The organism is Streptomyces axinellae, assembly GCF_039532135.1.
In the GTDB taxonomy this organism is placed as follows: Bacteria; Actinomycetota; Actinomycetes; order Streptomycetales; family Streptomycetaceae; genus Streptomyces; species Streptomyces axinellae.
In genome coordinates this window covers 290,079-314,865 of record NZ_BAAARJ010000009.1, presented here as the reverse complement: position 1 = coordinate 314,865, position 24,787 = coordinate 290,079, and the positions used below count along the sequence as shown (strand labels likewise).

The window sequence follows — 24,787 nt, the reverse complement described above, 5'->3', positions numbered from 1 at the left end:
GGCGAAGATGAAGACGACACGGACCAAGGCCAAGGCCAAGGACGACAAGGACGCCCGGAAGCTCGTCGCGCAGAACAAGAAGGCGCGGCACGACTACGAGGTCCTGGACACGTTCGAGTGCGGCCTCGTACTCACGGGCACCGAGGTCAAGTCGCTGCGGCAGGGCCGTGCCTCCCTGGTGGACGGCTTCGCCCAGATCGACAACGGCGAGGTGTGGCTGCACAACGTCCACATCCCCGAATACGCGCAGGGCACGTGGACCAACCATGCGGCGCGGCGCAAGCGGAAGCTTCTCCTCCATCGGGGCGAGATCGACAAGCTCACCGGCAAGCTCCAGGAGACCGGCTTCACGCTGGTGCCGCTCCAGCTGTACTTCTACCGGGGCCGCGCCAAGGTCGAGCTGGCGCTGGCCAGGGGCAAGAAGGAATACGACAAGCGGCAGACGCTGCGCGAGAAGCAGGACCGCAGGGAGACGGATCGCGCCATGTCTGCGGCCCGCCGCCGCCAGCGGACCTCGGGGTAGTCCGCGGCCCGTCGGAGCAGCCCTGGCGGGCGGGGCGCCCGGGAATACCCGGAGGTCGTAAAGGGTTGGCACGGGTGCGGCTCGGTCACGTACCATGGGCGGAGCAGGGCCCGGCAGGGCTTGCGGATTGTAAATTCAACACGGGGATGATCGGTTTCGACAGCGAACGTCGAAGCAGGTGAAGCGAGCCGAGGAACGCGGCAATGATCTCGTTAACCATGTGCCGCAAAAAAATAATCGCCAATCAGAAGCGCGATTCCTTCGCGCTCGCTGCCTAAGCAGCGAGTGTGAAGTGTCAGCCCGGGTGCGTTCCCGACCCGGATCCTGGCATCAGCTAGGGAACTCACCGCGTAGGCCCGGTCACGGGGCCTACATGGGACATTAAACAGTGACTGGGCCCGTCGGAGACTTGTCCGCGTGATCTCCGGGGCCGAGAAAATCGCAGCGGACTGCGCTCGGAGAAGCCCTCCTTCCACTTCGTTGGACGCGGGTTCGATTCCCGCCATCTCCACGAATGCGAAAGGCGAGGTGTGCCCACGGAATGCGTGGGCCGCCTCGCCTTCGTTGTTTTTGCGCGGCTTCGCCGCCCGCCGGCGGGGGCTTCGCCACCCGCACCCCCCCTGTGGTGGGTGGGCGTGGTTCTTTGTGTGCCTCTTGTTGGGGCTGGGGGCTGGGGGCTTGGGGTTGGGGGGCTGAGTGCTGGGTGCCGCTTTCTGTGCTGTGCGGAGTGCGGGTTCGTATGCGCGGGGCGCGCAGTTCCGCGCGCCCCTCCAGGGCGCCCCCTCCAGGGCGGGTGTGCCATGCGGCGGAGCCGCACATGAATACAGCCCCGTGCCTTTGGAGTGATCCCGCCGGGGCCGCCGTCGTGCGGTTTCCGGGGCGGCTATTATGTCATTCCGGCCGCGTTGCCCGACGTTGCCCGCAGAACGTAGTGCTTATTCTGTTTCGCAATTATTGGCCGACTGGTTCCCAGTAATTCACCGGGAGTTCACCGCCGGTTCGAAGTTACTGTGACATCCATTTCACCGCACGCCTGGACAACGCATGCCTAGACTCTCCGTCATTGTTCCGTGTCACAACGTGCAGGAATTCGCCCAGGACACTCTGCGGAGCCTCGCCAACAACGCGGGGCCCGCGACCGAGTTCATCCTGGTCGACGACTGTTCCACGGATGCCACTTCGGACATCCTCGACGAGTGGGGGCGGCGCCTCCCCCGCGCCACGGTCATCCGGCACGAGGAGAACAAGGGCATCGCCCGCAGCCGCAACGCCGGGATCGACGCCGCCACCGGCGACTACCTCACCTTTCTCGACGGCGACGACTGGTACGGCCCCGGGTATCTCGACGAACTCGTCGCCTGTATCGAGGGGCTGGGCTGCGATTTCGTGCGGACCGATCATGTGCAGAGCACCGGTGACAAGCGGGTGGTGCGCCGGGCCCCCGCGCCCGTGCGCGACAAGGTGCTGGATCCTCGGGACACGATCGCGCCGCCGCAGGCCGAGACGATGGTGGACTATCCGTTCGTCTGGGCCGGCATCTACCACCGTGATCTTTTCGCCGACGGCGCGATGCGCTTCGCCGCGGAGCTGCGCACGGCCGAGGACCGGCTGTGGACCTGGCGGCTGCACCTGCGGGCCCGGACCTTCGCGGCGACGGGGCTGCACGGCGTGTTCTACCGGCGCGGGGTCACCACCTCCCTCACCCAGATCCGGGACGCCCGGCAGCTGGACTTCATCCCGGCGCATGACGCGCTGCTCGCCGATCTGGCCGCCGACCCGGAGGGCGAGCGCTTCTTGCCCAAGGCGGTGCGGACCTACTGTGCGCTGCTCGCCTTCCACCTGACCAATATCCGGCGCTACCACGCCCCCGTCGCCCGGCGGTTGAAGAAGATGGTGACCACAGCCTTGGACGGCATGCCCCAAGACGTGCTGGAGACGACCCTGGCCGGCATGGACGACAAGCGGGCCGACATGCTGCGGCGCTTCCGCACGGCACGAAAGGCGGCCTGACCATGGCCCGGACCCGTCGAACCGCCCCGTCCGCGCGGCCCGTTCAGATCTTCGAAGCCTCCACGCTCTACGGGGTGGCGACCCTGGCCGCCTCGCTGGACGCGGGACAGTTCGGGCCGCCCGGCTCGGCCCACCGGATCCTGCTGGTGTCCAACAACGCGGCGACACCCGAGGCGGCCACCCGGCTCGCCACCATGAACGGTTTCGCGAGCCTCGCGCGGCGCTTCGACGAGACCATCGACTGGAACGAGGCCATCCGGCCGCACCACCCGAGCACCTGGACCCCCCTGCGGGACGAGTCGCCCCTGTGGGAGCGGATGTTCCGCCACATGTGGGGGCTGGGCGACGCGCCCGTCGAGCTGGTCGTCGAGTCGGTCCAGGTCAGCCCCGCCAAGGCGCTGGCCACGATCTTCGGCGGCAGTGTCGTACACGTATACGCCGACGGCCTGATGAGTTACGGGCCCACCCGGGAGCGGCTGCCGCAGTGGCTGGGCTGCCGTATCCAGCGGCTGCTCCACCTGGACCTGGTGCCCGGCTTGCACCCGATGCTGCTGACCGAGCACTCGGTGGGGGCCGAGACCGTACCGAGCGATGCCTTCGTGAAGGTCCTCGGTGAACTGGGCGAGGCCGCCGCCGGGGAACCTGAGCTGGCCCGGGTCGCCGCGCAGCGGCCGACCGCCGTGCTGCTGGGCCAGTACCTCGCGGCGCTGGGCATCCTCACCGCCGAGGAGGAGGAAGAGCTGCACGTCCGTATGCTGCGGGGCGCGGTGGCCGCGGGGCACGAGCGGGTGGTGTTCAAGCCGCACCCCACGGCCCCGGCGCGCTACTCCCTGGTGCTGGAGGAGGCCGCCGCCGAGGCGGGTGTGCGGCTGCACGTCCTGGAAGGCCCGGTGCTGGCCGAGGCGGTGTACGAGCGCTGCCGGCCGACCCTTGTCGTGGGCTGCTTCTCCACCGCGCTGCTGACCGCCGCCACCTACTACGGCATCCCGATCGCCAGGGTGGGTACGGACACGCTGCTGGACCGGCTGGCGCCCTACCAGAACAGCAACCGGGTGCCGGTGACCATCGTCGACTTCGCCGTGCCCGACCTGGAGGGCGAGCGGGAGTACGTTCCGCTGACGGAGGAGAAGGCCGCCGAACTCGGCGCGCTGGTACGCACCGTGGGCTACTGCATGCAGGCGAAACTCCACCCGCTCCTGCGCGAGGACGCCATCGCCTGGCTGGACGCCCACCTCGATGACGGCACCGGCCGCTACTTCAAGCGCCGCCGACTGACCTCGCTGGCGCTCCCGGGAGGCGGGACGTCCGTCCGCGCCCGGCTGCTGCGCAGCAGCCCCTCCGCGCGCTGGGCGGCACGCCGAGTCCGCGCCGCGCAGCGCAGACTGCGGGCCCCGGCGGCGTAAGGCGACGGGCCGGTGCCGCGATCTGTTCCCGCACCGGCCCGCCGGCCTCCACCGGACGTACGGCTACCCCAGGTAGCGCCTCAGTCCGAGCCGTCCCCACAGCATGCTCACGCCGAAGGACGGAATCACCGTGACGGCGGCGAGCGCGGCGGCGGCCCCGGCCGCGCCGAGCCATCCGTGGCCGGCGGAGATGAACGAGGGGGCGAGCGTCTTGAGCAGGAGTATGTGGAACATGAACGCGCCGAGCCCGGCGTCCGTCAGCCTGGTCAGCGCCGGACGCACCCGCTCCGGGATCCGCACCCCGTTGGCGGCGAACAGTACGCAGACGCTGAGGGCCGCCACGAAGAGGCTGGCGTTGGGGATCACGAAGTGGATCCGGTCCTGGGACCACACCACCACGGCCAGCGCCGCCACCGCGCCCGCCAGCCACCACCCACGGTGCTTGCGCCGGGTGGCCGGCAGGCTCAGCAGCAGGGCGCCGACCACGGCGTAGACCAGCGAGTAGGTTCCCGCCTGCCAGCCGAAGCGCGGGACGTCCCACCCGGTGAGCCGGGCCAGGTCGCTGAAGGCCGTGGGCCCCGCCGAGATCACCACCAGGGCGGCGACCACACCCCAGGGGCGCTTTCCGGCCTTCAGCAGCATCACGAAGCCCAGCACCAGGATCAGCGGCACGTGGGCGTAGAAGTACCACAGGTGGAAGGCGGGCTGGACGGTGCCGAAGACGGCGTCCAGCGCCAGCTTCGGCGTCGGGCGGCCGTTGGTGTCCCGCCACCATCCCCAGGCGAGGTAGACCGCCGACCAGATGCCCACCGGAACGACCATGCGCAGCGAGCGCTTGCGCAGCGTCCCCCCGTTGCGCGGCGGCGCCCCCACCAGCACCGCCCAGCCGGCGATCGCGAAGTACATCGGGACGGCCCAGCTGGTCACCGAGTCCAGGAACAGGCCCGTCCAGTACACGGCGGAGCCGTTCTGCGCGCTCTTGCCGACCGCCAGCATGCACTCGCCGCCGACGTGGCCGACGATGACCGAGCAGGCGCAGATGACGCGCAGAAGGTCGATGTCGTAGCGGTGTGTGCGGCGCGGTGCCGCAACGGGGGCGGCTGCGCCCTCGGCTGTGCGTTCGGCTGCGCTCTCGGCCGCCGGCTTGACCGCGGGCTCCGCCGCGGGGTGTGCGCGGCCGGAGCCGGGGTGTTCGGCACTCGACGGTGGTCCGGGAACGGCCGCTTCCGGCGCCGCCGGACCCGCTGAGTGCTCTTCAGCTGAAATCTCTTCAGTAGACAATGCCGGCCCTGGGAATGTGAAGGCGAGGATTCGTGCGCTGCCTCGCCGTCCGTCCCTGGCGAGAAGCCCCACGGATCGTGTCAGCCCCGGCCGTGCGGAAAGCTGTACGGAAGGGGAACAGCGGCCGAATTCCTCCGCGACGAAGCTCCCGCGCTCTACGACGGAACTCCCGCGCGCTACGACCGGACTCCCGCGCGCTACGACCGGACTCCCCTGCGGAACGAGACCGCCTCGGCCCGGCGTGCTGTGATGGACGAATGGAACGGATGGAACGGACCGAACGGGCGACGGACAGCCTCCCCGCCCGGCTCTTTCTGCTCGCGTGCGATGTCGAGGCGGAACGGGTCAAGTGGGGAGACGAATTGGGCTACGCCGTACGGGCCGGTGTGCTGGCGGAGTTGACGGCGCGGGGCTGTCTGCGGGAGGAGGGCCGCAAGGCGCGGCCGGTCGGCGACCGGCGCACGGGCGACCCGGTGCTCGACGGGGTGCTGCGGGAGATCGCGGGCCTGCCGCGTCCGAAATCCTGGAGCGCCCTCGTACGGCGCGAGCGGCGGCGGACCTGCCTGGCGCTGGAGGGGCAGTTGGCCAAGTCCGGGGCGATCTCGGTGGAGAGCAGGACGCTGCGGCGCAAGCGGGTCACGGTGCACGAGCGGGACCTCCCCGCACGACTGCGCGCCGAGGCCGCCGCCACGCTCACCGGCTCGGAGCCGGCCGGCCGGATCGAGCCGCTGCGGGCCGCGCTGGCCTCCATGGCGGCGCTGTCCCGCCTGTGCCCCGAGCTGAACTGGCGGGTGCGGTACGCGAACCGGCGCCGTCTCAAGGAGCTGACCGAGCGGGCCGGACCGGCGGGGCGCGGGCTGAAGAAGGCGCTGGACACCAGGCGCGCGGCCCACAACGGGGGCGGCGGGGGCTGACGGGGCGGCCCTCCGGCGGGGTGGGCGGACTTCCAGGACTACTGGGAGCGGATGGCGGCTGAGGTGCTGGAGGACAACGGGCCCACGCGCGGCGTGCTCGACCTGACGCTGCTGGCCAAGCCGCCCGCGCTGCGCCTGCTCCCGGACGCGGTGTGGCGCGCGGTACGGGGGGCCGCGGGCGCGGGCTTCGGTGTTCTTCAGCCGGTCAAGAGCGGTTGCTGCCGTCGGGCGGCGGGGTGGGGGCGCAGGGGCAGCGGCCGGTGACGACGACCCATGCCGGGCCCTTGCGCTGGGGTTCCTCGGGGGCGGAGATCTGTCGCGGCCGGCCGCACCGGGGGCAGCGGCCGGCCGCGTCGCGTGCTGCCCGGCCGAACACGCCGACATCACGTGGCATCGCGCGCACGCTCCTTGCGGCAGCGGGGACAGGCGCACGGCGGGTATTCCATCGGCCGGGAGAGCGGTGCGGGTCGAGTCTCCTCGCCCTCGCGGACAGTGCGCTTCCGGCTCCAGGTGCGGCCCGAGTCGCGGGAGACGCGGATCGTCATGGTCGTCACGGCCCTACCCCCGGGACGGCGGCCCGGATCCACCGCGCGCGGGCGGCGTCATAGGCGGCCCGCTCGGTGGCCGTGGCCTCGCGCAGGTCGCCTGGGGCGGCGGGCCACTGGTAGCCGGTGTGCGTCACCAGCAGTGCCCCGCCGTCGCGGAGCGGTATCTGCACGCGGCCCACCCACGCCCGCCCGGCCGGGCTCACGCGTGCCGCGCTCTCATCCGCCAGGTACGCGCCCCGCGCGGGCGGTTTCGGAGTGCTCTGCGTCGTCTGCGTCATCGCCGTGTTCCTCGGTCGGCAGCGGAGGCCGCCGGGGCACGAAGCCCCCGACGCCTCGTCAGTGATCGAATGACTACTGACGGTAGGGGCGTCGAGGGCTCGCCTCTATGGCACTTCAGGACCCCAACAGGGGGAAGTGCCACGGGGGTTACACGGGTACGCCGACCGCGTCGGCGAGGTCGCGCATCTCCGGCGTCAGCGTCCGACGCTGCACCAGAACGCGTTCGAGGATGTCTCCCGCGTAACGTTGCGCGACGAGCCACTGCGGGGCGTCGTCATGGATCCGGTAGAGGATGTTCATGCATGCGGCATCGTCATGCATCCGCAGGTGGGCATCCGCGACGTCCAGCAAGTGCCGGAATCGGCCCGACCTCCCCCCGCCCCGCGCCGGACGCCACACCCGCACCGCCTCGTGCAGCCGCAGGACGTGGTCGGGGCGGCGCTGGATCGCGGCGTGCTCCGCGCGCTGGTGCGTCACCGTGACCGGTCCGAAGTGCCGCAGGTGATCCGGACCTCCGAGATGTTCACGGCCGAGGCGCACGGCGGCGATCTGCGCCAGCCGGATGGCGTCGGCCGCCTCGCCCGGGCGGTTGTCCCGCACCGCTGCCGCGCCGACGCGCAGCTGGAGCCCGCCCCACACCGTCAGTTGCTCCGGCGTGGCGCGCGAGATGCGCGGCTCGACATCGTCGGCCCAGCGGGTGGCGAGGTCGGCGACGTCCGAGAGGCGCCCGCCCCGCAACATCTGCTGACACTGCGCGACCACTGCCGCGCCCCCGTCCAACTGGTCGGTCGCCGCATCGACGGCGCGTTGCGCTGCCTCGGCTGCCGCCGCGTACTGCCGCACCTGGCCGAGAAAGGAAACGCACAGCGACAGCGCCTGGTAGCGCAGGCGCCGCGCCGACGTGCCCTCGCCGAGCCCGTGTACGTCGCGGATGAGCGCGGGGAGCATCCGGCCCAGGTCGGCATACTGCTCCGCAGCGAACAGTGACCGGCCTCCGGCGAGCGCCCCGCTGACTCCCGACTCCGTCGGCTCTTCGGGCAACTGGGCAGGTGGCGCTTCCAAAGCGGCGACGACGCCGCGCCACGTGTCGTGCAGCAACGGAGGGTGCCACGCGGGCGGTTCCTCGGAGACGAGCCGGGTGGTGGGGACGTCGAGCGCGCGGGCGATCATGTGGGCGGTTTCCAGCCGCACGCTCTGTTTTTCCCCTTGCTCCAGCTTCCGGATGAGGGAGAGCGAAAGGCCGGCGGCGTCGGCAAGGTCTCGTTGGCTCATTCCACGCCGCTTGCGGACCTCTCGTACGCGCGTGCCGATGTGGTGGTCAGTCTCCTCGGGCATACTGAGCTCCATCCGTGATGACCTCGACACTCAGCACGGTACGCCTGCCAAGGCCCGGCGGCGACGGACGCAGCCCCCATCTCGGTTGCGAGCGGGGGCTGTTGACGTACCGGTGTGTGACGTCCACCCGGTCGCGGACGCCGAACGCGGAAAACCGCAGCCCTGGTGGTGCGACCGGCCCGCCCCTGCCGACTCGGCGTCTGATGATCCTGGCACTGGAGGGCTTTCCGGTCTCCGGACGCCGGGGCCGGTCCTGCTCCAGGTGAGCGAGACGGTGCGTGACCGCCCCCGCTCAGGCGCGGTGCGCTGCCCAGTCGGCGGTGGCGGCACGGAGGCGGTGGGTCATCGCGCTGGGGTGCCGGCGGGCGGTGTCGCGCCACAGCCGGGCCTGGGCGGTGGCGAACAGGTCCACATCGCGGGACGCGGCCCCGGACCAGGCGGGGATCTTGGCCGCCCACTGCTCCGCGTCGTAGGGGGAGTTGCCCGCCAGCACCAGCCAGACCACCCAGCAGGCGGGGTCGATCCACCCGGCGCCGCGCGTGGCCCGGCCCCAGTCGAGGAGGCGGGCGACGGCCACGTGCGGGAGGGTCCCGGACTCCTCGGCCGGGTCGGTGAACAGCACGTTGGCGTGGTGCCAGTCCGTGTGCAGCAGTGCGCTGCCTCCGAAGCGGGCGGCGTCGGCGGGGTCGTCCAGGTAGCCGCCCCAGTGGGATGCCGCGTCCCGCACGGGTACGCCGGGCGGACAGTTCAGCTCGCCCAGCGAGGTCATCGCGTCGGCCACCAGCGGCAGGTCGTCGCCGTGCGGGCCGTACTCGGCGGCGCGTCCGCTCAGGTACTCGAACCCGAGCAGGTCCCAGCCGCCGCGCGTCACCCGCCACAGGAGGCGGGGCCCGAACGGGAGGATGTACGGGTTGACGGCGGCCTCGCACTCCTGTGCCCAGGCGCGCGGGTGGCCCGTGGGCGCGGCCCTGACGAAGACGCGGCCCGCGTCCGTGTGCAGGGTGACGGTGACTCTGCCGCCGCTGCCCTCGGGCGCGGACTCGGTCCGGTGGATGTCTCCCGTGTGCGCGCGGACGCCCTCGCGGACCTCCTGCGGGAGCGCCGCCCAGCCTCGGCCGCCGCCAGGGTGGGCGAGCGGTCTGCCGCCGGGTGTGCCGCTCGGGCCGTCGTCCCCGGGTTTGCCACTGGTGCTGTCGCCGTCGTTCCTAGAGCTTTTGTTCGACACGGCGAGGAGTCTAAGAGGTCGCCCTGTTCGGCAGCGGCGTGAGCGGCGGGAGTGGCGGGAGCGGCGGGAGTGGCGGGGGTGACGGGAGCGGTGAGAGCGGCGAGAGCGGGGGACGGCGCCGGACGACGCGTGGCGCGGCCGTCCGGGGCTACGCAGGGTCGGCGCTCGTGGAACCGCGCAGTGAGAAACAGATCCGCTCGTCCTTCGTGAACTGCTCCAAAGGAACGGCAGCCCGCCTGAAGCCGCCGCTCGACTTCACGCAACTGCCGTGGGAGGACCACGACTTCCTCGGCTGGGTCGATCCGGGAGCGCCGCTGCGTGCCCAGCTGGTGGTGCCCCGCCCGGAGGGGCCGCTGGGGCTCTCGCTGCGGGTCCCGGCCGCCGGGCGGACCAGCGCGGTCAAGTCCGGCCTGTGCCAGATCTGTCTGACGGGACACGCTTCCTCCGGCGTCCGCCTGCTCGCCGCGCCGCTGGCCGGAGTGCGCGCCCGGGAGGGCGACACGACCGGCGTCTACATATGCGCCGACCTGGCCTGCTCCCTCTACCTGCGCGGGAAGCGGCAGCCGAAGCTGCGCATCGGGCGCTACGAGGAGACCTTCACCCTGGAGCGGCGGATTTCCCGAATGCGGGGCGACTTGGACGCCTTCGTGGCCAAGGTCACCGCGGGATAGGCAGGTCCGGCCCCTGCGCCCGCTGACCGCCGCCTCCGCGCGCCCGTACAACGGGGAGGGGGCGGGGCGAGGGCGTGCGGGGGAGGGCCTGCGGGGGAGGGCGTGCGGGCCTACGAGGTCAACTGCTCCCGTGCGCCGTGAGCGGCGGCGGCCGGTGCGGCGCCGACCGGTGGGGCGCCGACCGGTGGGGCGGCACTCTCGGGCTCGCTCACGGGCTGGTTGACCGCGGCCCACACCGCGTCGAGGGAGAGGCCGAGGACGTCGGCGATCGCCGCGATGGTGGGGAAGGCGGGGGTGGCGACACGTCCCGACTCGATCTTGCGGAGGGTCTCCGGTGAGACGCGCGCTTCGAGCGCGACATCGAGCATCGAGCGCGCTCCTCTGGCTCGGCGCAGGAGCGCCCCGAGTCGCTGTCCGCGTTCGACCTCTTCGGGAGTGAGCGGCAACCTGACCATGAGGCCGATTCTAGTACCGGGATAATATGGCCGGGATAGTTATCGGTCGCATGAGGAAGGCGCCACATGATCGAGATCCTGAACCGCACCCAGCTGGACCGGGCAAGAGAGACCGGGGCCCTGGTCGCCGACATCCTTCAGGCGATGAAGAGGCGCAGCAAGGTCGGCACGAACCTTCTCGACATCGACAAGTGGACCAAGGCCATGATCGCCGAGGCGGGAGCGCTGTCCTGCTACGTCGATTACGCGCCATCCTTCGGGCGCGGCCCGTTCGGCCACTACATCTGCACGGCCGTCAACGACGCGGTGCTCCACGGGCGGCCGTACGACTACAGACTGGCCGACGGCGACCTGCTGACACTTGACCTCGCCGTCTCCAAGGCCGGAGTCGCCGCGGACGCCGCGATCAGCTTCCTCGTGGGCGGGGAAAAGCCCCCGGAGAGCGTCGAGATGATCGATGCCACCGAACGCGCGCTCGCCGCCGGGATCGCCGCCGCCAAGCCCGGGGCGCGCATCGGTGATCTCTCCCACGCCATCGGCACCGTCCTCGGTGGGGCGGGATACCCGATCAACACCCAGTTCGGCGGCCATGGCATCGGATCGACGATGCACCAGGACCCGCACGTCTCGAACACCGGGCGGCCGGGCCGTGGATACAAGCTGCGCCCCGGGCTGCTGCTCGCGCTGGAGCCGTGGGTCATGGCGGACACCGCCGAACTCGTCACCGACGCCGACGGCTGGACCCTCCGCAGCGCGACAGGCTGCCGGACAGCGCACAGCGAGCACACGATCGCCATCACCGAGGACGGAGCGGAGATCCTCACCCTGCCGAAGCCGGGGCAGCCGTGAGCCCGTTGTGAGCCGGCCGTGAACCGGCCGTCAGTCCAGGGTTCGGGCTGATGCCGATCCGGGCCGTACCGGATCGGCCCGGCGCGCACCGGATTGACGGGGGATTTAACTGCAACTATCGTGGTTGCAGTTAAATCGATGCTGCGGCGTCGCGAAGCCGTGATGCCACGTGACGCGGGTGAGGAGGGCGAGATGGCGGGCCTCAGCAGCAGGAGCGCGGTCGCGATTCACGCGCTCACCATGCTGGCGTACCGGGGTGGCGGCTCGCTGACCTCCGCGGAGATCGCGGACAGCCTGGCGAGCAACCCGGTTCTCGTGCGGCGCATCCTGGGCCGCCTGCGGGATGCCGGACTGGTGCGGTCCGTCGAGGGCCGCAACGGCGGCTGGTCCCTTGCCCGCGCCCCTCGGGGCATCACGCTCCTCGACGCCTATGCCGCCGTCGAGGAGGGGCGCGTCCTGTCGCGGCACGCTCATCCGCCCAGCGACGCGTGCGAGGTCGGACGCAACATCTGCGACCTGCTCGAAGTGGAGTTCCAGGACGCGGAACGGGCCATGGAGAAACGGCTCGGCCGGACGACGGTCGCCGGCCTGCTCCGGCGGGTGCTGGATACCGAGCGCGAACTCGCGGCGGCGGATCGCTGATCGGGTAACGGCCGGGGCGTGACGGAGGTGCGCGGAGAGGCGTCCTCCGTCATCGCGCACGCCCAAACTGCAACCGCATTGGTTGCAGTTCACCTCCGAGGAAGTCCCACCCCGAACAGGAGTGAACGCGATGACCGGTGAACCCGAGTCGCTTGAATCCGAGGCGCTTGCGCGCGAGTCGCCTGAATCCGAGGCGGTCACGACGAGCGCCGAGGGCCGCGATCCCGCGGCCTACGACCTCGTCATCCGCCGCGCGCATGTCTTCGACGGATACCGGGCGCGCACCGGGCTGTACGACGTCGCCACCAGGGGCGGAGAGATCGCCGCTGTCTCGGCGGAGCCGCTGAGGGGCGCCGTGGAGGTGGACGCGGCCGGAGGGTGGGTGATGCCGGGCCTGATCGACACCCACCTCCATTTCTACGACGTCTTCGCGGTCTCCGATCCGGAATCGATGCGGGCGTTCGAGCAGAACGAGCTTCCCGGACGGCTCGACGCGTTCCTCCGGCACGGAGTGACCACCATCAAGTCGGTGGGCGATCCGACCGCGGAGATCCTGGAGACGCGGGCCAAGATCGCCGCGGGCACGCTGCGGGGCCCGCGGCTCCTGGCGACCGGCTGCGGCATCACCGGCCGGGACGGGCATCCCGCGGCCACTGTCTTCAGCGGCAACCCCTGGGCACGCGCACGGTTCACGGGCGAGATCGACAGCGCGCGGCAGATGCGTGACCTGGTGCGCCAGCTGGCCGACCGCGGGGTGGACGCGATCAAGCTCCTGTCGGAAGGCGCGTGCGCACACTCCGGCTCACCCCAATACCTCTGGCACATCCCGGCCTTCCCGGAGGCCGTCGAGCTGGTGCGCCTCCCCCGTGAATTCCTGCGCGCGGGGATCGAGACGGGGCACGAGCGCGGTCTGCGGGTGACCGTGCACACGACCCAGCAGGCCGCCGCGCGCGAAGCGGTCGAGGCCGGTGCGGACGGCCTGGAGCACGGCGTGACGGTCGAACCCCTCACCGATGACTCCCTCATCGACCTGATGCTGGAGCACGACGTCACCTACACGCCGACGCTCTGGGCCCACGACGCGAGCCATCCGGACGCCCGGGGCAACGTCAAGAAGGTGGCCGAGGCGGGCGTGCGCATCGCCCTGGGCAGCGACAGCTTCAGCGGCCGGGGCCGGTTCGGCGCGAACACGCTGGAAGAGGCGCAGCTGATGGTGGCGGCCGGGATGACGCCCCTCCAGTCGCTCGTCGCGGGCACCAGCGGCGCGGCGCGGCAGTGCGTACGCGCCGACCTCGGCACGGTGGCCCCCGGCAAACGCGCCGACCTGATCCTGCTGAACGCCGACCCCACCCAGGACATCGGCAACCTCCGCGAGCTCGGCATGACGGTCCTGAACGGCGAGATCGTCCACCAGCGCTGATGCCTGTCCGGCGGATGGTTCCGTCGGCCACTTTCCGGTGGTGCTGAGCAGCTTTCCGGCGGTGCCGAGCAGGGGCGCCCCCGGCCGCGCCGTACAGGGTGCGGGTGCGTATGCGCTGGGCACGGGAAGAGCCGAAAGACAGCACGTCGGGCTGAGCGGGTGCCCGCGATCGCGTACGGTGGACGGCTGCCCTACGGCCAGCAGAAGGGGGCCGCCGCGTTGGGAGCGCAGCACAACAGCGTCCGGGACCAGGAGATCCGCTCGGAGCAACAGCACCTCGATCAGGTCTACCGGCGGCTGGAGGAGAAGATCCATGAGGCGGAGTTCCTCATGGACGACGCGTCCAAGCGCGGCCAGGTCGGCACGCCCGGCGCGCTCGCCGAGCGCGACGCGCAGGTCTTCCGCGCGGGTATCCACCTCAACCGGCTCAACAGCGAGTTCGAGGACTTCCTCTTCGGCCGGATCGACCTGCTCGCGGGCAAGGACGGCACCCGCGGCCCGGACGGCGCGTACACCTCCGTGGAGCCCGCCGACGGGGCCGTACGCGACGACAAGAGCGCCGACATCGCCGAGACGCTGCACATCGGCCGCCTCGGTGTGCTGGACGCCGACTTCTCCCCGCTGGTCATCGACTGGCGTGCCCCGGCGGCGGCGCCGTTCTACCGCTCCACGCCGGTGGCACCCGGCCGCGTCGTGCGCCGCCGCGTCATCCGCAGCAAGGGCCGCAGGGTCCTGGGCGTCGAGGACGATCTGCTGCGCCCCGAGCTGACGGCCCGGCTGGATGGTGCCGCGCTGCCGGTGGTGGGCGATGGTGCGCTGATGGCGGCGCTGGGGCGGGCCCGGAGCCATTCGATGCGGGACATCGTCTCCTCCATCCAGGCCGAGCAGGACATGGTGATCCGGGCGCCCGCCGCCTCCGTCACGGAGGTCGAGGGCGGGCCGGGCACCGGCAAGACGGCGGTGGCGCTGCACCGCGCCGCCTACCTTCTCTACCAGGACAGACGCCGGTACGCGGGCGGCATCCTGATCGTCTCCCCGACCCCGCTGCTCGTCTCGTACACCGAGGGCGTCCTGCCGTCGCTGGGCGAGGAGGGCCAGGTCGCCATCCGCGCCCTGGGCTCGCTGGCCGAGGAGACGGCGGGCGCGGCGGCGACGACGTACGACGCGCAGCACGTGGCCCGCGTCAAGGGCTCGGCCCGGATGCTGAAGGTGCTGCGCAAGGCCGCCAGGGGGGCGCTGGAGACGGGGTTGCGCGCGCCCCTGCCCGAGCGGCTGCGCGTGGTCTTCGGCGGGGCGCGCGTCGAGCTGGACGCCGACGAACTGCGCACCGTGCGCCAGCAGGTGCTCGGCGGCACGGCCCCGGTCAACCTGATGCGCCCGCGCGCCCGCAAGCTGCTGCTGGACGCGCTGTGGCACAAGACCGGCGGTGCGCGCCGCTACCCGGACGATCCGCAGCTGGCGGCCGAGGCCCGGGAGGGCTTCGACGAGGACGTCTCCACCGAGGACAGCTTCCTGGCGTTCCTGGACGCCTGGTGGCCGGAGCTGAGCCCGCGCGAGGTGCTGGGCGCGATGACGGACGAGGCCCGCCTCGCCCGCTGGGCGCGCCGCATCCTGCGCCCCGGCGAGGTGCGCACTCTCGCCCGCGCGCTGCGCGCCCGCCTCACCCCCGACGGGCAGGGCCCGCTGTCGGTGCACGACATCGCGCTGCTGGACGAACTGCGCGCCCTGCTGGGTGCCCCGCCGCGCCCCAAGAAGCGCGAGGCGGGCCCGCTGGACCACCTGACGGGCCTGGAGGAGCTGACGACGGCGGCCGACCGCAACACCGCGCGCCGGGAGCGCGCCGAGCGGCTGGCTGAGGAGCGCACGGAATACGCGCACGTCATCGTGGACGAGGCGCAGGACCTCACGCCGATGCAGTGGCGCATGGTCGGGCGGCGCGGGCGGCACGCGACCTGGACGGTGGTGGGCGATCCGGCGCAGTCCTCCTGGTCGGACCCGGACGAGGCCGCCGAGGCGCGCGACGAGGCCCTGGGCAAGCGCCCGCGCCGCCGCTTCGAGCTGACCGTCAACTACCGCAACCCCGCCGAGCTGGCCGTCCTCGCCGACCGGGTGCTGGCGCTGGCGATGCCCGGCTCGGCGCCGCCGCGCGCGGTGCGCTCCACCGGAGTCGAGCCGGCCTTCACCGTCGCCGGGCCCGACCTGGGGGCCTCGGTGCGGGAGGCCGCCGCCGGGCTGCTGGGGGAGGTCGAGGGCACGCTGGGCGTGGTCGTGGCCATGGCGCGCCGCGAGGAGGCGCGCGCGTGGCTGGCGCCGCTGGGGGAGCGGGTCGTGGCGCTGGGCAGTCTGGAGGCCAAGGGGCTGGAGTACGACGCGACGCTGGTGGTCTCGCCCGCGGAGATCGCCGATGAGTCGCCGGCCGGTCTGCGGGTGCTGTACGTGGCGCTGACGCGGGCCACTCAGCGGCTGACGGTGCTGGCCGCTGCGCGCGATCTGCCGGACGCCGAAGGGGTGCCCGACCTGCTGCGCGAATGACGTGGAAACGCCGTGCGAGCGACGCGGGAGGCGGCGTGCGAGGGGCGTGCGAATGAGGCGGGCCGAGGGGGGATCGCACGCGGGCGTGGTTTGTTAGCCTGGGTGTTGGCACCGGCCCGATCCATGCCCCCGGGCCCAACCATAGGCGCTACGAGCGCCCACTTGCCGCGAGGCGAGCTGGCGGGTCGGTGTCACTGAACTCGGGAGGAGCCTCGCAGAGGAGCCCTCCACGACGTGAAGCGAGGCCCCCGCCATCGGCGGGGGCCTCGCTTCTTCGCTGTCCGGTGCTGTTCTTCGCTGTCCGGTGCTGCCGGCCGCCAGCCGACGGCGGCCGTCTCAGCCCACGACCCGGACCCCGTCGGCCTGGGGGCCCTTGCGGCCCTGGGTGATCTCGAACTCCACGCGCTGGGCGTCCTCCAAGCTGCGGTACCCCTCACTGTCGATCGAGCTGTAGTGCACGAAGACGTCCGGTCCGCCGCCCTCCTGAGCGATGAAGCCGTAGCCCTTCTCGGCGTTGAACCACTTGACCGTGCCCTGAGCCATGTTCCGGATCTCCCACTATGTGCATGAGCAGTGTGCGGGGTGATCTTAGGTCGATTCGGACCGATTCACGGATATTGATAGCGGTTTTTACGGGAAGGAGTTGGGCTTCCGCACGGACAGACGACTCTCGTATGTTGGAATCTCTATTCCGCGAGGGGGGACGCGTTACCGTCTACCCGGGGGTAGGTGGGACGATCTGTTGACGTGCCGCGCCCCAGGCCGTAAGAACTGCGGCCGTGCGGGCGGGTGCGACGCACAACGTGACAAGGGAAAGCAGAGGGAAGTCGCCCATGGCGCCAAGCGTCTCCTACTCGATGACGGTCCGCCTGGAGGTCCCCGCAGGCGGGACGGCGGTCAGTCAGATCACCACGGTCGTGGAGTCGTCGGGCGGTTCCGTCACTGCCCTCGACGTCACCGCCTCCGGCCACGAGCGGCTGCGGATCGACGTGACGATCGCGGCCAGTTCCACGGCACACGCCGACGAGATCGTGGACGAGCTGCGCTCGATCGACGGTGTGGCGCTCGGCAAGGTCTCCGACCGGACCTTCCTGATGCACCTCGGCGGCAAGATCGAAATGTCGTCGAAGCACCCCATTCGCAACCGCGACGACCTCTCCATGATCTACACCCCCGGTGTGGCCCGCGTCTGCACCCAGATCGCCGAGCACCCCGAGGACGCCCGGCGCCTCACCATCAAGCGCAACAGCGTCGCCGTGGTCACCGACGGCTCCGCCGTGCTCGGCCTGGGCAACATCGGCCCGCAGGCGGCGCTGCCCGTCATGGAGGGCAAGGCGGCGCTCTTCAAGCGTTTCGCCGGCATCGACGCCTGGCCGATCTGCCTGGACACCCAGGACACCGACGCCATCGTCGAGATCGTCAAGGCCATCGCCCCAGGCTTCGCGGGGGTCAACCTGGAGGACATCTCCGCGCCCCGCTGCTTCGAGATCGAGGCCCGGCTGCGCGAGGCCGTCGATATCCCCGTCTTCCACGACGACCAGCACGGCACGGCCATCGTGGTGCTCTCCGCGCTCTACAACGCGCTGCGCGTGGTGGACAAGCGGATCGAGGACATCCGCGTCGTCATGTCCGGGGCCGGCGCCGCCGGTACGGCCATCTTGAAGCTGCTGCTGGAAGCCGGTGTCAAGCACGCCGTCGTCGCCGACATCCACGGCGTCGTCCACTCGGGCCGCAAGGACCTCGCGGACGCGGCACCGGACTCCCCGATGCGCTGGGTCGCCGACAACACCAACGCCGAGGGCCACACCGGCACCCTCAAGGAGGCCGTCGTCGGCGCGGACGTCTTCATCGGCGTCTCGGCCCCGAACGTGCTCGACGGCAGCGACGTGGCGAAGATGGCCGAGGGCGCCATCGTGTTCGCGCTCGCCAACCCCGACCCCGAGGTGGACCCGGCGGCGGCGCGCGAGTCGGCCTCCGTCGTGGCCACCGGCCGCTCCGACTTCCCCAACCAGATCAACAACGTGCTGGTCTTCCCCGGCGTCTTCCGCGGCCTGCTCGACGCGCAGTCGCGCACCGTGGACGACACGATGATGCTCGCCGCCGCGCGCGCCCTGGCCGACGTCGTCGGCGAGGACGAGCTGAACGCGAACTACATCGTGCCGAGCGTCTTCAACGAGAAGGTCTCCGGAGCGGTCGCCGACGCGGTGCGCGGCGCGGCCCAGGCGGAGCAGCGCGGTACGGCGCCCACCTCTGCGCGGGACGCGGCGCACGCCTGAGTCTGTGTGTCCGGCGGGCCTTTCTGTTGTGCTCCTGCCTGGTGCTGGGCAGGGTGTGCCCCTGTCCGTGCTTCGCAGGGTGCGGGTCGTGGACGGCTGGGGCTGGGCGCGCCGTTCCCCGCGCCCCTCCGGGGCCCCTTCGAGGGGCCTCCGGTGCCGGATGCGGGGGGCCTGGGTCCGGCGCGTCGGGTGGGGGGTCGCCCAGGCGGTCCCCTTAGTGTGGCGGGCAGCCAACGGCCATGGAACGTCACCACAGCGAGGACACCGGATTGGCTTTCCCGCCGCAGGTAGGGGCAGGATGCTTTCCCAAGGACCTTGTCCAGGGGGACACCCCACGGGGCGCGAGGGCCTGAAGGCGGACCCGGGTCCGGGGACTGTCCGAGGGCCCTGGCAGCATCGGCTTCGATCTCACGCCTCATCGGCAAGAAATACACGGGAGTACGAATTATGAACCGCAGTGAGCTGGTGGCCGCTCTGTCCGAGCGCGCCGAGGTGACCCGTAAGGACGCCGACGCGATCCTGGCGGCCTTCGCCGAGACCGTCGGCGAGGTCGTCGCCAAGGGCGACGAGAAGGTCACCATCCCCGGCTTCCTCACCTTCGAGCGCACCCACCGTGCCGCTCGCACCGCCCGCAACCCGCAGACCGGCGACCCGATCCAGATCCCCGCCGGGTACAGCGTCAAGGTTTCGGCGGGCTCCAAGCTGAAGGAAGCCGCCAAGGGCAAGTAAGCCCCCAGCGAACAGGGCGGTCACCCCGGGAACGGGGTGGCCGCCCTTCGCCATGTCCGGGCCCGGCCGGGCTCCCGGAGGGGCAGCGCCGTGAGGTCCACGTGCTCCAGGGTCGGGTACAGGAGTGTGCGGGGGCCCTCGGGGATGCCCGGCACCGTGGGGACGGCGAGCACGCGGCAGCCCGCGGCCAGGGCCGAGGCGGCGCCCGGGGGCGTGTCCTCCACGGCGACGCAGCGCTCCGGCGGCACGCCCAGGAGACGGGCCGCGCTCAGATACGGATCCGGGTGCGGCTTGCCGCGCGGGGTCTCGCCGTTGGCGACCGAGCAGGCGAACCGGTGCGCGCCCAGGGTGCGCAGCACCAGATCGGCGACGACCCGCTCCGACGCCGTGACAAGTGCCACAGGAATCCCCAGCCCGCGGGCGCTGTCGAGCAGCGCCGTCGCGCCCGGCTGCACGGTCACCCCGGCCCGCACCCGGGCGGTGAACGCCGCGCCGAGCGCTTCGGCGACCCGTTCGGCCGCCGGTCCCGCGCGCTCGGACACCAGCGCCGCCGCGCCGTCGAGGGGGAGCCCCGCGAAGGGGGCGAGCGCCGCGTCGTCGGCGGCGGCTCCGTGCGCGGCCAGCAGGCCGGCGAGGGTGGCCAGCCAGTCGCGTTCGGTGTCCACGAGGGTGCCGTCCATGTCGCAGAGCAGGGCGGCGGGCAGACCGGCGGACGGATCGGTGGGTGGAGCGGCGGGCGGGGGAGGGGGCAAGGTGGGCTCGCTGTTCATCGGCCCGGGTGGGGCGCCGGGCGCGGGGGCGCGTCGTGGCCTGCGGGGTGCTGTCACGCGCGGGGCGTGCCGTCCCGCGCCGTGCGCGTGAGCGGATTGGTCCGGGTGGAGTTGCGGACGGTGAAGACGACGGAGCCCGGACGGTAGCGGTCGTCCGAGGTCTCCACGGGCCTGCCGTCGGCGGTCGTCGTGGTGCGGCGTACACGCAGCAGCGGGCTGCCCCGGCGCACCCGCAGCCGCTCGGCGTCGGCCGTACCCGCCGCGACCGCGTCGATGTGGTGCTCGCCATGGGCGAAGACCAGGCCGGTGTCGTCGTGGAGCCGCTGGGTGACCGACTCGCAGTCCTCGGGCAGCGCTTCGACGGCGGGCGCGATCCAGCCCGCGTAGACCGTGCGTTCGAGCAGTACGGGCTCCCCGTCGAGCGTGCGCAGCCGCAGGACGCGCAGGACGGAGGCGCCCCGGGCGACCTGGAGCAGGTTCGACTCGTCCGGGTGTGCGGAGTCCCGGGACGAGGAGAGGACGAGGCCGCCCGCCGTCCGGCCGCCGGCCCGCGCCCACTGGGCGAAGCTGCGCAGTTCGGTGAAGCTCTGGCTGGGTGTGGTGGACAGCACCACGCGCCGCGCACCCTGGCGGGAGCCGACCAGGCCCTCGGCGAGCAGCGCGGACACGGCCTGGCGCACGGTGCCGCGCGAGGCGCCGTGCGCGGCGGCCAGCTCCGCCTCCGAGGGCAGCGTGCCGCCCACCGGGTAGCGTCCCTCGGCGATGGCGCGGCGCAACTCGTCGGCGATCCGCTCGTGACGGCTTTCCGGACGGTCCGGCCCGCTTTCCGCGGGGTCCTCCGGGCGGTCCGCGCGGCGGTTGTCGCCGCGGTCCTCGCGTCCGGGCATGGGGCGGCTCCTCTGTGTGCTGCGGGCTCGGCCCGATCATGTCACCTGCGTACAGCGACCCGCACCTTTCCGCGGTACGGCACAGGCGCGCGAGCGCTGTTCGAAGGGGCGGACATGTGGTGCGTGCAGCGCTGTGAGCTGGATATCCCAGTGCTGTGGGGGAGCGTGGGGGAGGAGCGAGGGGCTGGGGCGCGGTGGGATCGCCGTGGCCCGGGGGGATGGAGCTTGTCCATACAGGTTGCTGCCGCCCGGCCGGGGGTGAGCACGGAAACGTGATGTCCGAATGCCGCCAGCCTCCGGCGTCCGAAAACCGCACACTCGACAGCGGAGAACAACGAACCCGGACCGAACCAGGACCGGGACGGGACCGGAAACGGGACCGGCACCGGGAACGGGCCCGGAGACGGAACTGGAACCGGAAACGGACACGACACAGGGAAGGGAGCAGGACGATGACGGTCTACGCGACTTTCGACAGCCCGCTCGGTGAACTGCTGCTGGTGGGCGAGGAGTCCCCCACCGCGCCCGGCGGTACGGCGCTGACCTCGGTCTCCGCGCCGGACCAGAAGACCGCCCCGGCCGTGGACGCGGCGTGGCGGCGCGACGACGAGGCGTTCGCGGAGGTGCGCCGTCAGCTCGGCGCGTACTTCGCCGGGGAGCTGACCGAGTTCGCGCTGGAGTTCACCGGGGCGAGCGGTACCGCGTTCCAGCGCCGCGTGTGGCAGGCGCTGGAGGAGGTCCCGTACGGCACGACCACCACGTACGGGGAGATCGCCCGCAGGCTGGAGGTCTCCCGGCAGGAGACCCGCGCGGTGGGCGCCGCGATCGGCGCCAACCCGCTGCTGATCGTCCGCCCCTGTCACCGCGTGATCGGCGCGGACGGCAGCATGCGGGGTTTCGCGGCGGGCATCGAGCGCAAGATCGAACTCCTCACCCGCGAGGGCGCGCTCCAGCCCACGCTCATTTGAGGGCCGCCGCATGCGGAACCGGCCGATGCCGACGGCCGTGCGGTGAACCCCCTCGGTTCTGGTTCCGTTGAGACGCGCAGGAGTTCCCGGGGGAGCGGGCACGCCTGGGGGCAGGGCCCCTTGTCAGGAGATCCCGTTCCGCGCGTTCGGCAGGAGAGTCCATGCCCTCACCATTTGAGCGTCTCACCGAAAAACTGGCGGCGGGCCGCCGGCAATCCGCCGCCGACTGGCTGGAGAAGGACATAGGGGAAGCGGAGAGAGCGGTTCGCGACAAGTGGAAGCGCCTGGAGGAGTTGGGTGAGGAAAGAACGCGGCTGCGGGAGAACTACGCGGGCACAGATGCTGAGTTGAGGAGATGGCAGGAGCAGCGTAAGGAGATCAAACAGACGTTTCAGGATGAGCAACTGGCGTCACTGCGTCTTGGTACAGCGGAGAATGACGTGCTGGACCGGCTCACGTCGTTGAAGTTGTTCTCCAACAGGACGGCGATGAATGAGTTCAAGCAGGTGATGGAAGACCGGATAAGGCAGTACGGGGAGGATCGGAACAACGTGTGGCGCGCGGTAGGGCCGCTTGCCGATGAGGATCCGCCGGTCGTCCTGCCGCAGTACAGCGCACAGGACCGGTCGCAGTCGCATTCCGTCGCACAGAGTGGTCTCGGCATGGCCGCCCTGGAAACTCTTCCGTCCGGCGCCCAGGCCCCCGACTCGCCGCCTCCCGTGGCGCCGCCCGCCTATACACCTTCCGTGGGCTCGTCGATGCCTCCGACGATTCCCGCGTTTCAGGGGCCGGGACAGGGCTCGGGGCAGGGGCATAGCCCGGGGCAGCGTTCGGGGCGTCGGCGGAGTAGTCGCTGAGCGGAGCGGGCGGGCCGTGGCGAGCTTCGGCACTCGGCCAACTGCCGCGCCTGGTACCGCCGCTCCGGTGCGCCCGGTGTGACCGGCCCGCCCGCCACCCTGCCGCCGCTGTCCGGCCTTACGGCCGTTCGACCTTCGCGCCCAGTTCCACGAGCTTCTGCTGGAAGTTCTCGTAGCCCCGGTTGATGAGGTCGATCCCGTGCACCCGGGACGTTCCCTGCGCGGCCAGCGCCGCGATGAGGTACGAGAATCCGCCCCGCAGGTCGGGGATGACCAGGTCCGCGCCCTGGAGCTTCGTCGGGCCGGAAACCACCGCCGAGTGGAGGAAGTTGCGCTGTCCGAAGCGGCACGGCATGCCGCCGAGGCACTCGCGGTAGATCTGGATGTGCGCGCCCATCTGGTTGAGCGCCGAGGTGAAGCCGAGGCGTGACTCGTAGACCGTTTCGTGGACGATCGAGAGGCCGGACGCCTGCGTCAGGGCGACGACGAGGGGCTGTTGCCAGTCGGTCTGGAAGCCGGGGTGCACGTCCGTCTCCAGCGCGATCGCGTTGAGCGGGCCGCCGGGGTGCCAGAAGCGGATGCCCTCGTCGCCGATCTCGAAGGCGCCGCCCACCTTCCGGAAGGTGTTGAGGAAAGTCATCATCGACTTCTGCTGCGCGCCGCGCACATACACGCTGCCCTCGGTGGCGAGCGCCGCGCTCGCCCAGGAGGCGGCCTCCAGCCGGTCGGGGAGCGCGCTGTGGTTGTAGCCGCCCAGCGAATCGACGCCGGTGATCCGGATCGTCCGGTCGGTGTCCATGGAAATGATCGCGCCCATTTTCTGCAGGACGCAGATCAGGTCCTCGATCTCCGGCTCGACCGCCGCGTTGGAAAGCTCGGTCACGCCCTCCGCGAGGACGGCCGTCAGCAGCACCTGCTCGGTGGAGCCGACCGAGGGGTAGGGCAGCCGGATCTTCGTGCCGCGCAGCCGCTGCGGGGCCTCCAGGTACTGGCCGTCGGCCCGCTTCTCGATCGTCGCGCCGAACTGCCGCAGCACGTCGAAGTGGAAGTCCACGGGCCGTCCGCCGATGTCGCAGCCGCCGAGGCCCGGGATGAAGGCGTGGCCGAGCCGGTGCAGCAGCGGGCCGCAGAAGAGGATCGGGATGCGGGAGGACCCGGCGTGCGCGTCGATGTCCGCGACGTTGGCGCTCTCCACGTGCGAGGGGTCGAGTACCAGCTCGCCGGACTCGTCCCCCGAGAGGACCGTGACGCCGTGCAGCTGGAGCAGGCCGCGTACGACGCGTACGTCCCGGATGTCGGGCACGTTGCGCAGGCGGCTCGGCGCGCTGCCCAGCAGGGCGGCGACCATGGCCTTGGGTACGAGGTTCTTCGCGCCACGGACACGGATCTCACCCTCCAGCGGGGCGCCGCCGTGGACGAGGAGTACGTCAGGGCTGTCGGTCATGGACTCCGCGATTCCTGGATGAAGGGTGAGGGACAAAAGGTAAGGGTAATAGCCGCCGCCACGGCCGACGTAGGGGTGAGGGGGGTCCCGGACTGTCACAGGTGAGCAATAACACGGTGTGTGCGCGGCGAGTTACCGAGCGCTGACCCGGGTGCCGCTTCCCGTATACGGCCGGGGGCCGCTTCCCGTATACGGCCCGTACGTGGGGCCGTACGTGGGCCCGTACGCGGGTCCGTACGTGGGGCCGTACGCGGCAGCCTCCGGTGGCCGTGCCCCGTCCCGCGCCGTCCCGGGCACGCCTCCGCCGCCTGTCCGGAAGTGGCGGCGCGGAGGGCGTGGGCAGGGGGCGGATCCGGCCGTTGGGTCCCGCGAACGGCCTGGGTGCGGGATCATTGCCGCATGACCGAGGTGTCCTCGCTCACCGGGCGGCTGCTCGTCGCCACACCGGTGCTGGCCGACCCGAATTTCGACCGTGCGGTGGTGCTCCTTCTCGACCACGACGAGGAGGGCTCACTCGGCGTGGTCCTCAACCGCCCCACCCCGGTGGACGTCAGCGACATCCTGGAGCCGTGGGCGGCGCTCACCGGCGAGCCCGGCGTCGTCTTCCAGGGCGGACCCGTCTCCCTCGACGCGGCGCTCGGCGTCGCTGTCGTCCCCTCGGGCGGCGAGGGCCGCGCCAGAGCGGCGGCTCCCGGACGCGAGGGGGCCGGTGGGCGGGGCGGCCGGGACGGCAGGGGTGGCCGGGACGGACGGGATCGCCGGGACGGCG

General features: G+C 71.8%; 23 protein-coding genes, 1 other RNA gene and 1 pseudogene. 16 read left to right on the top strand and 9 right to left on the bottom strand.

Annotated features, from left to right (window positions below):
* The first annotated feature begins 7 nt into the window (after positions 1–7).
* From smpB to ABD339_RS16315, 4 genes are all read left to right on the top strand, one after another.
* A complete protein-coding gene (gene smpB, locus ABD339_RS16330) occupies positions 8–523 on the top strand; it encodes an SsrA-binding protein SmpB (protein ID WP_425576009.1) in 516 nt (171 codons plus the stop codon).
* Between the two features lie 142 nt (positions 524–665).
* Positions 666–1,037, top strand: a transfer-messenger RNA (tmRNA) gene (ssrA, locus tag ABD339_RS16325).
* Positions 1,038–1,567: 530 nt separating this feature from the next.
* On the top strand, positions 1,568–2,533 hold the full coding sequence (locus ABD339_RS16320; RefSeq protein ID WP_344566621.1) for a glycosyltransferase family 2 protein: 966 nt from the start codon (positions 1,568–1,570) through the stop codon (positions 2,531–2,533).
* A 2-nt stretch (positions 2,534–2,535) separates the two neighbouring features.
* Positions 2,536–3,936 carry a polysialyltransferase family glycosyltransferase gene (locus ABD339_RS16315; protein WP_344566619.1) on the top strand — a complete coding sequence of 467 codons (1,401 nt, stop codon included), beginning with the start codon at positions 2,536–2,538 and terminating at the stop codon, positions 3,934–3,936.
* Positions 3,937–3,999: 63 nt separating this feature from the next.
* Here ABD339_RS16315 and ABD339_RS16310 read toward each other — a convergent pair whose 3' ends face one another.
* Entirely contained in the window at positions 4,000–5,217 is a 1,218-nt protein-coding gene (locus tag ABD339_RS16310; RefSeq protein ID WP_344566617.1) for an acyltransferase, read from the bottom strand.
* A 266-nt stretch (positions 5,218–5,483) separates the two neighbouring features.
* Between ABD339_RS16310 and ABD339_RS16305 the strand changes: the two genes are divergently transcribed.
* Together ABD339_RS16305 and ABD339_RS16300 are read left to right on the top strand one after the other, a co-directional pair.
* The gene (locus tag ABD339_RS16305; RefSeq protein WP_344566615.1) at positions 5,484–6,131 is read left to right on the top strand and encodes a GOLPH3/VPS74 family protein; all 648 of its coding nucleotides are present in this window, start codon (positions 5,484–5,486) and stop codon (positions 6,129–6,131) included.
* Between the two features lie 51 nt (positions 6,132–6,182).
* Complete coding sequence (locus ABD339_RS16300) at positions 6,183–6,395, top strand: hypothetical protein (RefSeq protein WP_344566613.1); 213 nt, start codon at positions 6,183–6,185, stop codon at positions 6,393–6,395.
* Positions 6,396–6,681: 286 nt separating this feature from the next.
* Here the strand turns inward: ABD339_RS16300 and ABD339_RS16295 are convergent, their stop codons facing one another.
* From ABD339_RS16295 to ABD339_RS16285, 3 genes are all read right to left on the bottom strand, one after another.
* Positions 6,682–6,957 (bottom strand): hypothetical protein, encoded by a 276-nt coding sequence (locus ABD339_RS16295; protein ID WP_344566611.1) that lies wholly within the window; start codon positions 6,955–6,957, stop codon positions 6,682–6,684.
* Between the two features lie 148 nt (positions 6,958–7,105).
* Entirely contained in the window at positions 7,106–8,293 is a 1,188-nt protein-coding gene (locus tag ABD339_RS16290) for a helix-turn-helix domain-containing protein (RefSeq protein ID WP_344566609.1), read from the bottom strand.
* Between the two features lie 292 nt (positions 8,294–8,585).
* On the bottom strand, positions 8,586–9,518 hold the full coding sequence (locus ABD339_RS16285) for a phosphotransferase family protein (RefSeq protein WP_344566607.1): 933 nt from the start codon (positions 9,516–9,518) through the stop codon (positions 8,586–8,588).
* A 167-nt stretch (positions 9,519–9,685) separates the two neighbouring features.
* On the opposite strand from ABD339_RS16285, the gene ABD339_RS16280 reads away from it, so the two are divergent.
* Positions 9,686–10,189, top strand: a complete 504-nt coding sequence (locus ABD339_RS16280; protein WP_344566605.1) for an FBP domain-containing protein — start codon at positions 9,686–9,688, stop codon at positions 10,187–10,189.
* A 110-nt stretch (positions 10,190–10,299) separates the two neighbouring features.
* On the opposite strand, the gene ABD339_RS16275 is transcribed toward ABD339_RS16280, so the two are convergent.
* On the bottom strand, positions 10,300–10,644 hold the full coding sequence (locus ABD339_RS16275; protein ID WP_344566601.1) for a helix-turn-helix domain-containing protein: 345 nt from the start codon (positions 10,642–10,644) through the stop codon (positions 10,300–10,302).
* A gap of 66 nt (positions 10,645–10,710) precedes the next feature.
* Between ABD339_RS16275 and map the strand changes: the two genes are divergently transcribed.
* The 4 genes from map to ABD339_RS16255 all read left to right on the top strand — a co-directional run bounded on the left by map (position 10,711) and on the right by ABD339_RS16255 (position 16,087).
* Complete coding sequence (map, locus tag ABD339_RS16270) at positions 10,711–11,493, top strand: type I methionyl aminopeptidase (protein WP_344566599.1); 783 nt, start codon at positions 10,711–10,713, stop codon at positions 11,491–11,493.
* A gap of 192 nt (positions 11,494–11,685) precedes the next feature.
* A complete protein-coding gene (locus tag ABD339_RS16265; RefSeq protein WP_486388544.1) occupies positions 11,686–12,135 on the top strand; it encodes an Rrf2 family transcriptional regulator in 450 nt (149 codons plus the stop codon).
* Between the two features lie 130 nt (positions 12,136–12,265).
* The gene (locus ABD339_RS16260; RefSeq protein ID WP_344566595.1) at positions 12,266–13,555 is read left to right on the top strand and encodes an amidohydrolase family protein; all 1,290 of its coding nucleotides are present in this window, start codon (positions 12,266–12,268) and stop codon (positions 13,553–13,555) included.
* Between the two features lie 219 nt (positions 13,556–13,774).
* Entirely contained in the window at positions 13,775–16,087 is a 2,313-nt protein-coding gene (locus ABD339_RS16255) for a HelD family protein (RefSeq protein ID WP_344566694.1), read from the top strand.
* A 336-nt stretch (positions 16,088–16,423) separates the two neighbouring features.
* On the opposite strand, the gene ABD339_RS16250 is transcribed toward ABD339_RS16255, so the two are convergent.
* Positions 16,424–16,630: a cold-shock protein gene (locus ABD339_RS16250; RefSeq protein WP_019354305.1), complete on the bottom strand. Its 207-nt coding sequence runs from the start codon at positions 16,628–16,630 to the stop codon at positions 16,424–16,426.
* Positions 16,631–16,920: 290 nt separating this feature from the next.
* Between ABD339_RS16250 and ABD339_RS16245 the strand changes: the two genes are divergently transcribed.
* Both ABD339_RS16245 and ABD339_RS16240 read left to right on the top strand, forming a co-directional pair.
* Positions 16,921–18,363, top strand: coding sequence for an NAD-dependent malic enzyme (locus tag ABD339_RS16245; protein ID WP_344566592.1), 1,443 nt, complete (start codon positions 16,921–16,923; stop codon positions 18,361–18,363).
* Between the two features lie 447 nt (positions 18,364–18,810).
* The gene (locus tag ABD339_RS16240) at positions 18,811–19,092 is read left to right on the top strand and encodes an HU family DNA-binding protein (protein WP_326690048.1); all 282 of its coding nucleotides are present in this window, start codon (positions 18,811–18,813) and stop codon (positions 19,090–19,092) included.
* 20 nt (positions 19,093–19,112) lie between these two features.
* On the opposite strand, the gene ABD339_RS16235 is transcribed toward ABD339_RS16240, so the two are convergent.
* Both ABD339_RS16235 and ABD339_RS16230 read right to left on the bottom strand, forming a co-directional pair.
* A complete protein-coding gene (locus ABD339_RS16235) occupies positions 19,113–19,862 on the bottom strand; it encodes an HAD family hydrolase (RefSeq protein ID WP_344566590.1) in 750 nt (249 codons plus the stop codon).
* 53 nt (positions 19,863–19,915) lie between these two features.
* Entirely contained in the window at positions 19,916–20,749 is an 834-nt protein-coding gene (locus ABD339_RS16230) for a GntR family transcriptional regulator (protein WP_344566588.1), read from the bottom strand.
* A gap of 452 nt (positions 20,750–21,201) precedes the next feature.
* Between ABD339_RS16230 and ABD339_RS16225 the strand changes: the two genes are divergently transcribed.
* Together ABD339_RS16225 and ABD339_RS16220 are read left to right on the top strand one after the other, a co-directional pair.
* A complete protein-coding gene (locus ABD339_RS16225; protein WP_344566586.1) occupies positions 21,202–21,717 on the top strand; it encodes a methylated-DNA--[protein]-cysteine S-methyltransferase in 516 nt (171 codons plus the stop codon).
* 161 nt (positions 21,718–21,878) lie between these two features.
* Positions 21,879–22,574, top strand: a complete 696-nt coding sequence (locus ABD339_RS16220) for a hypothetical protein (protein ID WP_344566584.1) — start codon at positions 21,879–21,881, stop codon at positions 22,572–22,574.
* A 118-nt stretch (positions 22,575–22,692) separates the two neighbouring features.
* Here the strand turns inward: ABD339_RS16220 and murA are convergent, their stop codons facing one another.
* Entirely contained in the window at positions 22,693–24,018 is a 1,326-nt protein-coding gene (gene murA, locus ABD339_RS16215; RefSeq protein WP_344566583.1) for a UDP-N-acetylglucosamine 1-carboxyvinyltransferase, read from the bottom strand.
* 399 nt (positions 24,019–24,417) lie between these two features.
* Between murA and ABD339_RS16210 the strand changes: the two are divergent.
* A pseudogene (locus ABD339_RS16210) lies at positions 24,418–24,732 on the top strand (YqgE/AlgH family protein); the annotation flags it as partial.
* Between the last annotated feature and the right edge of the window lie 55 nt (positions 24,733–24,787).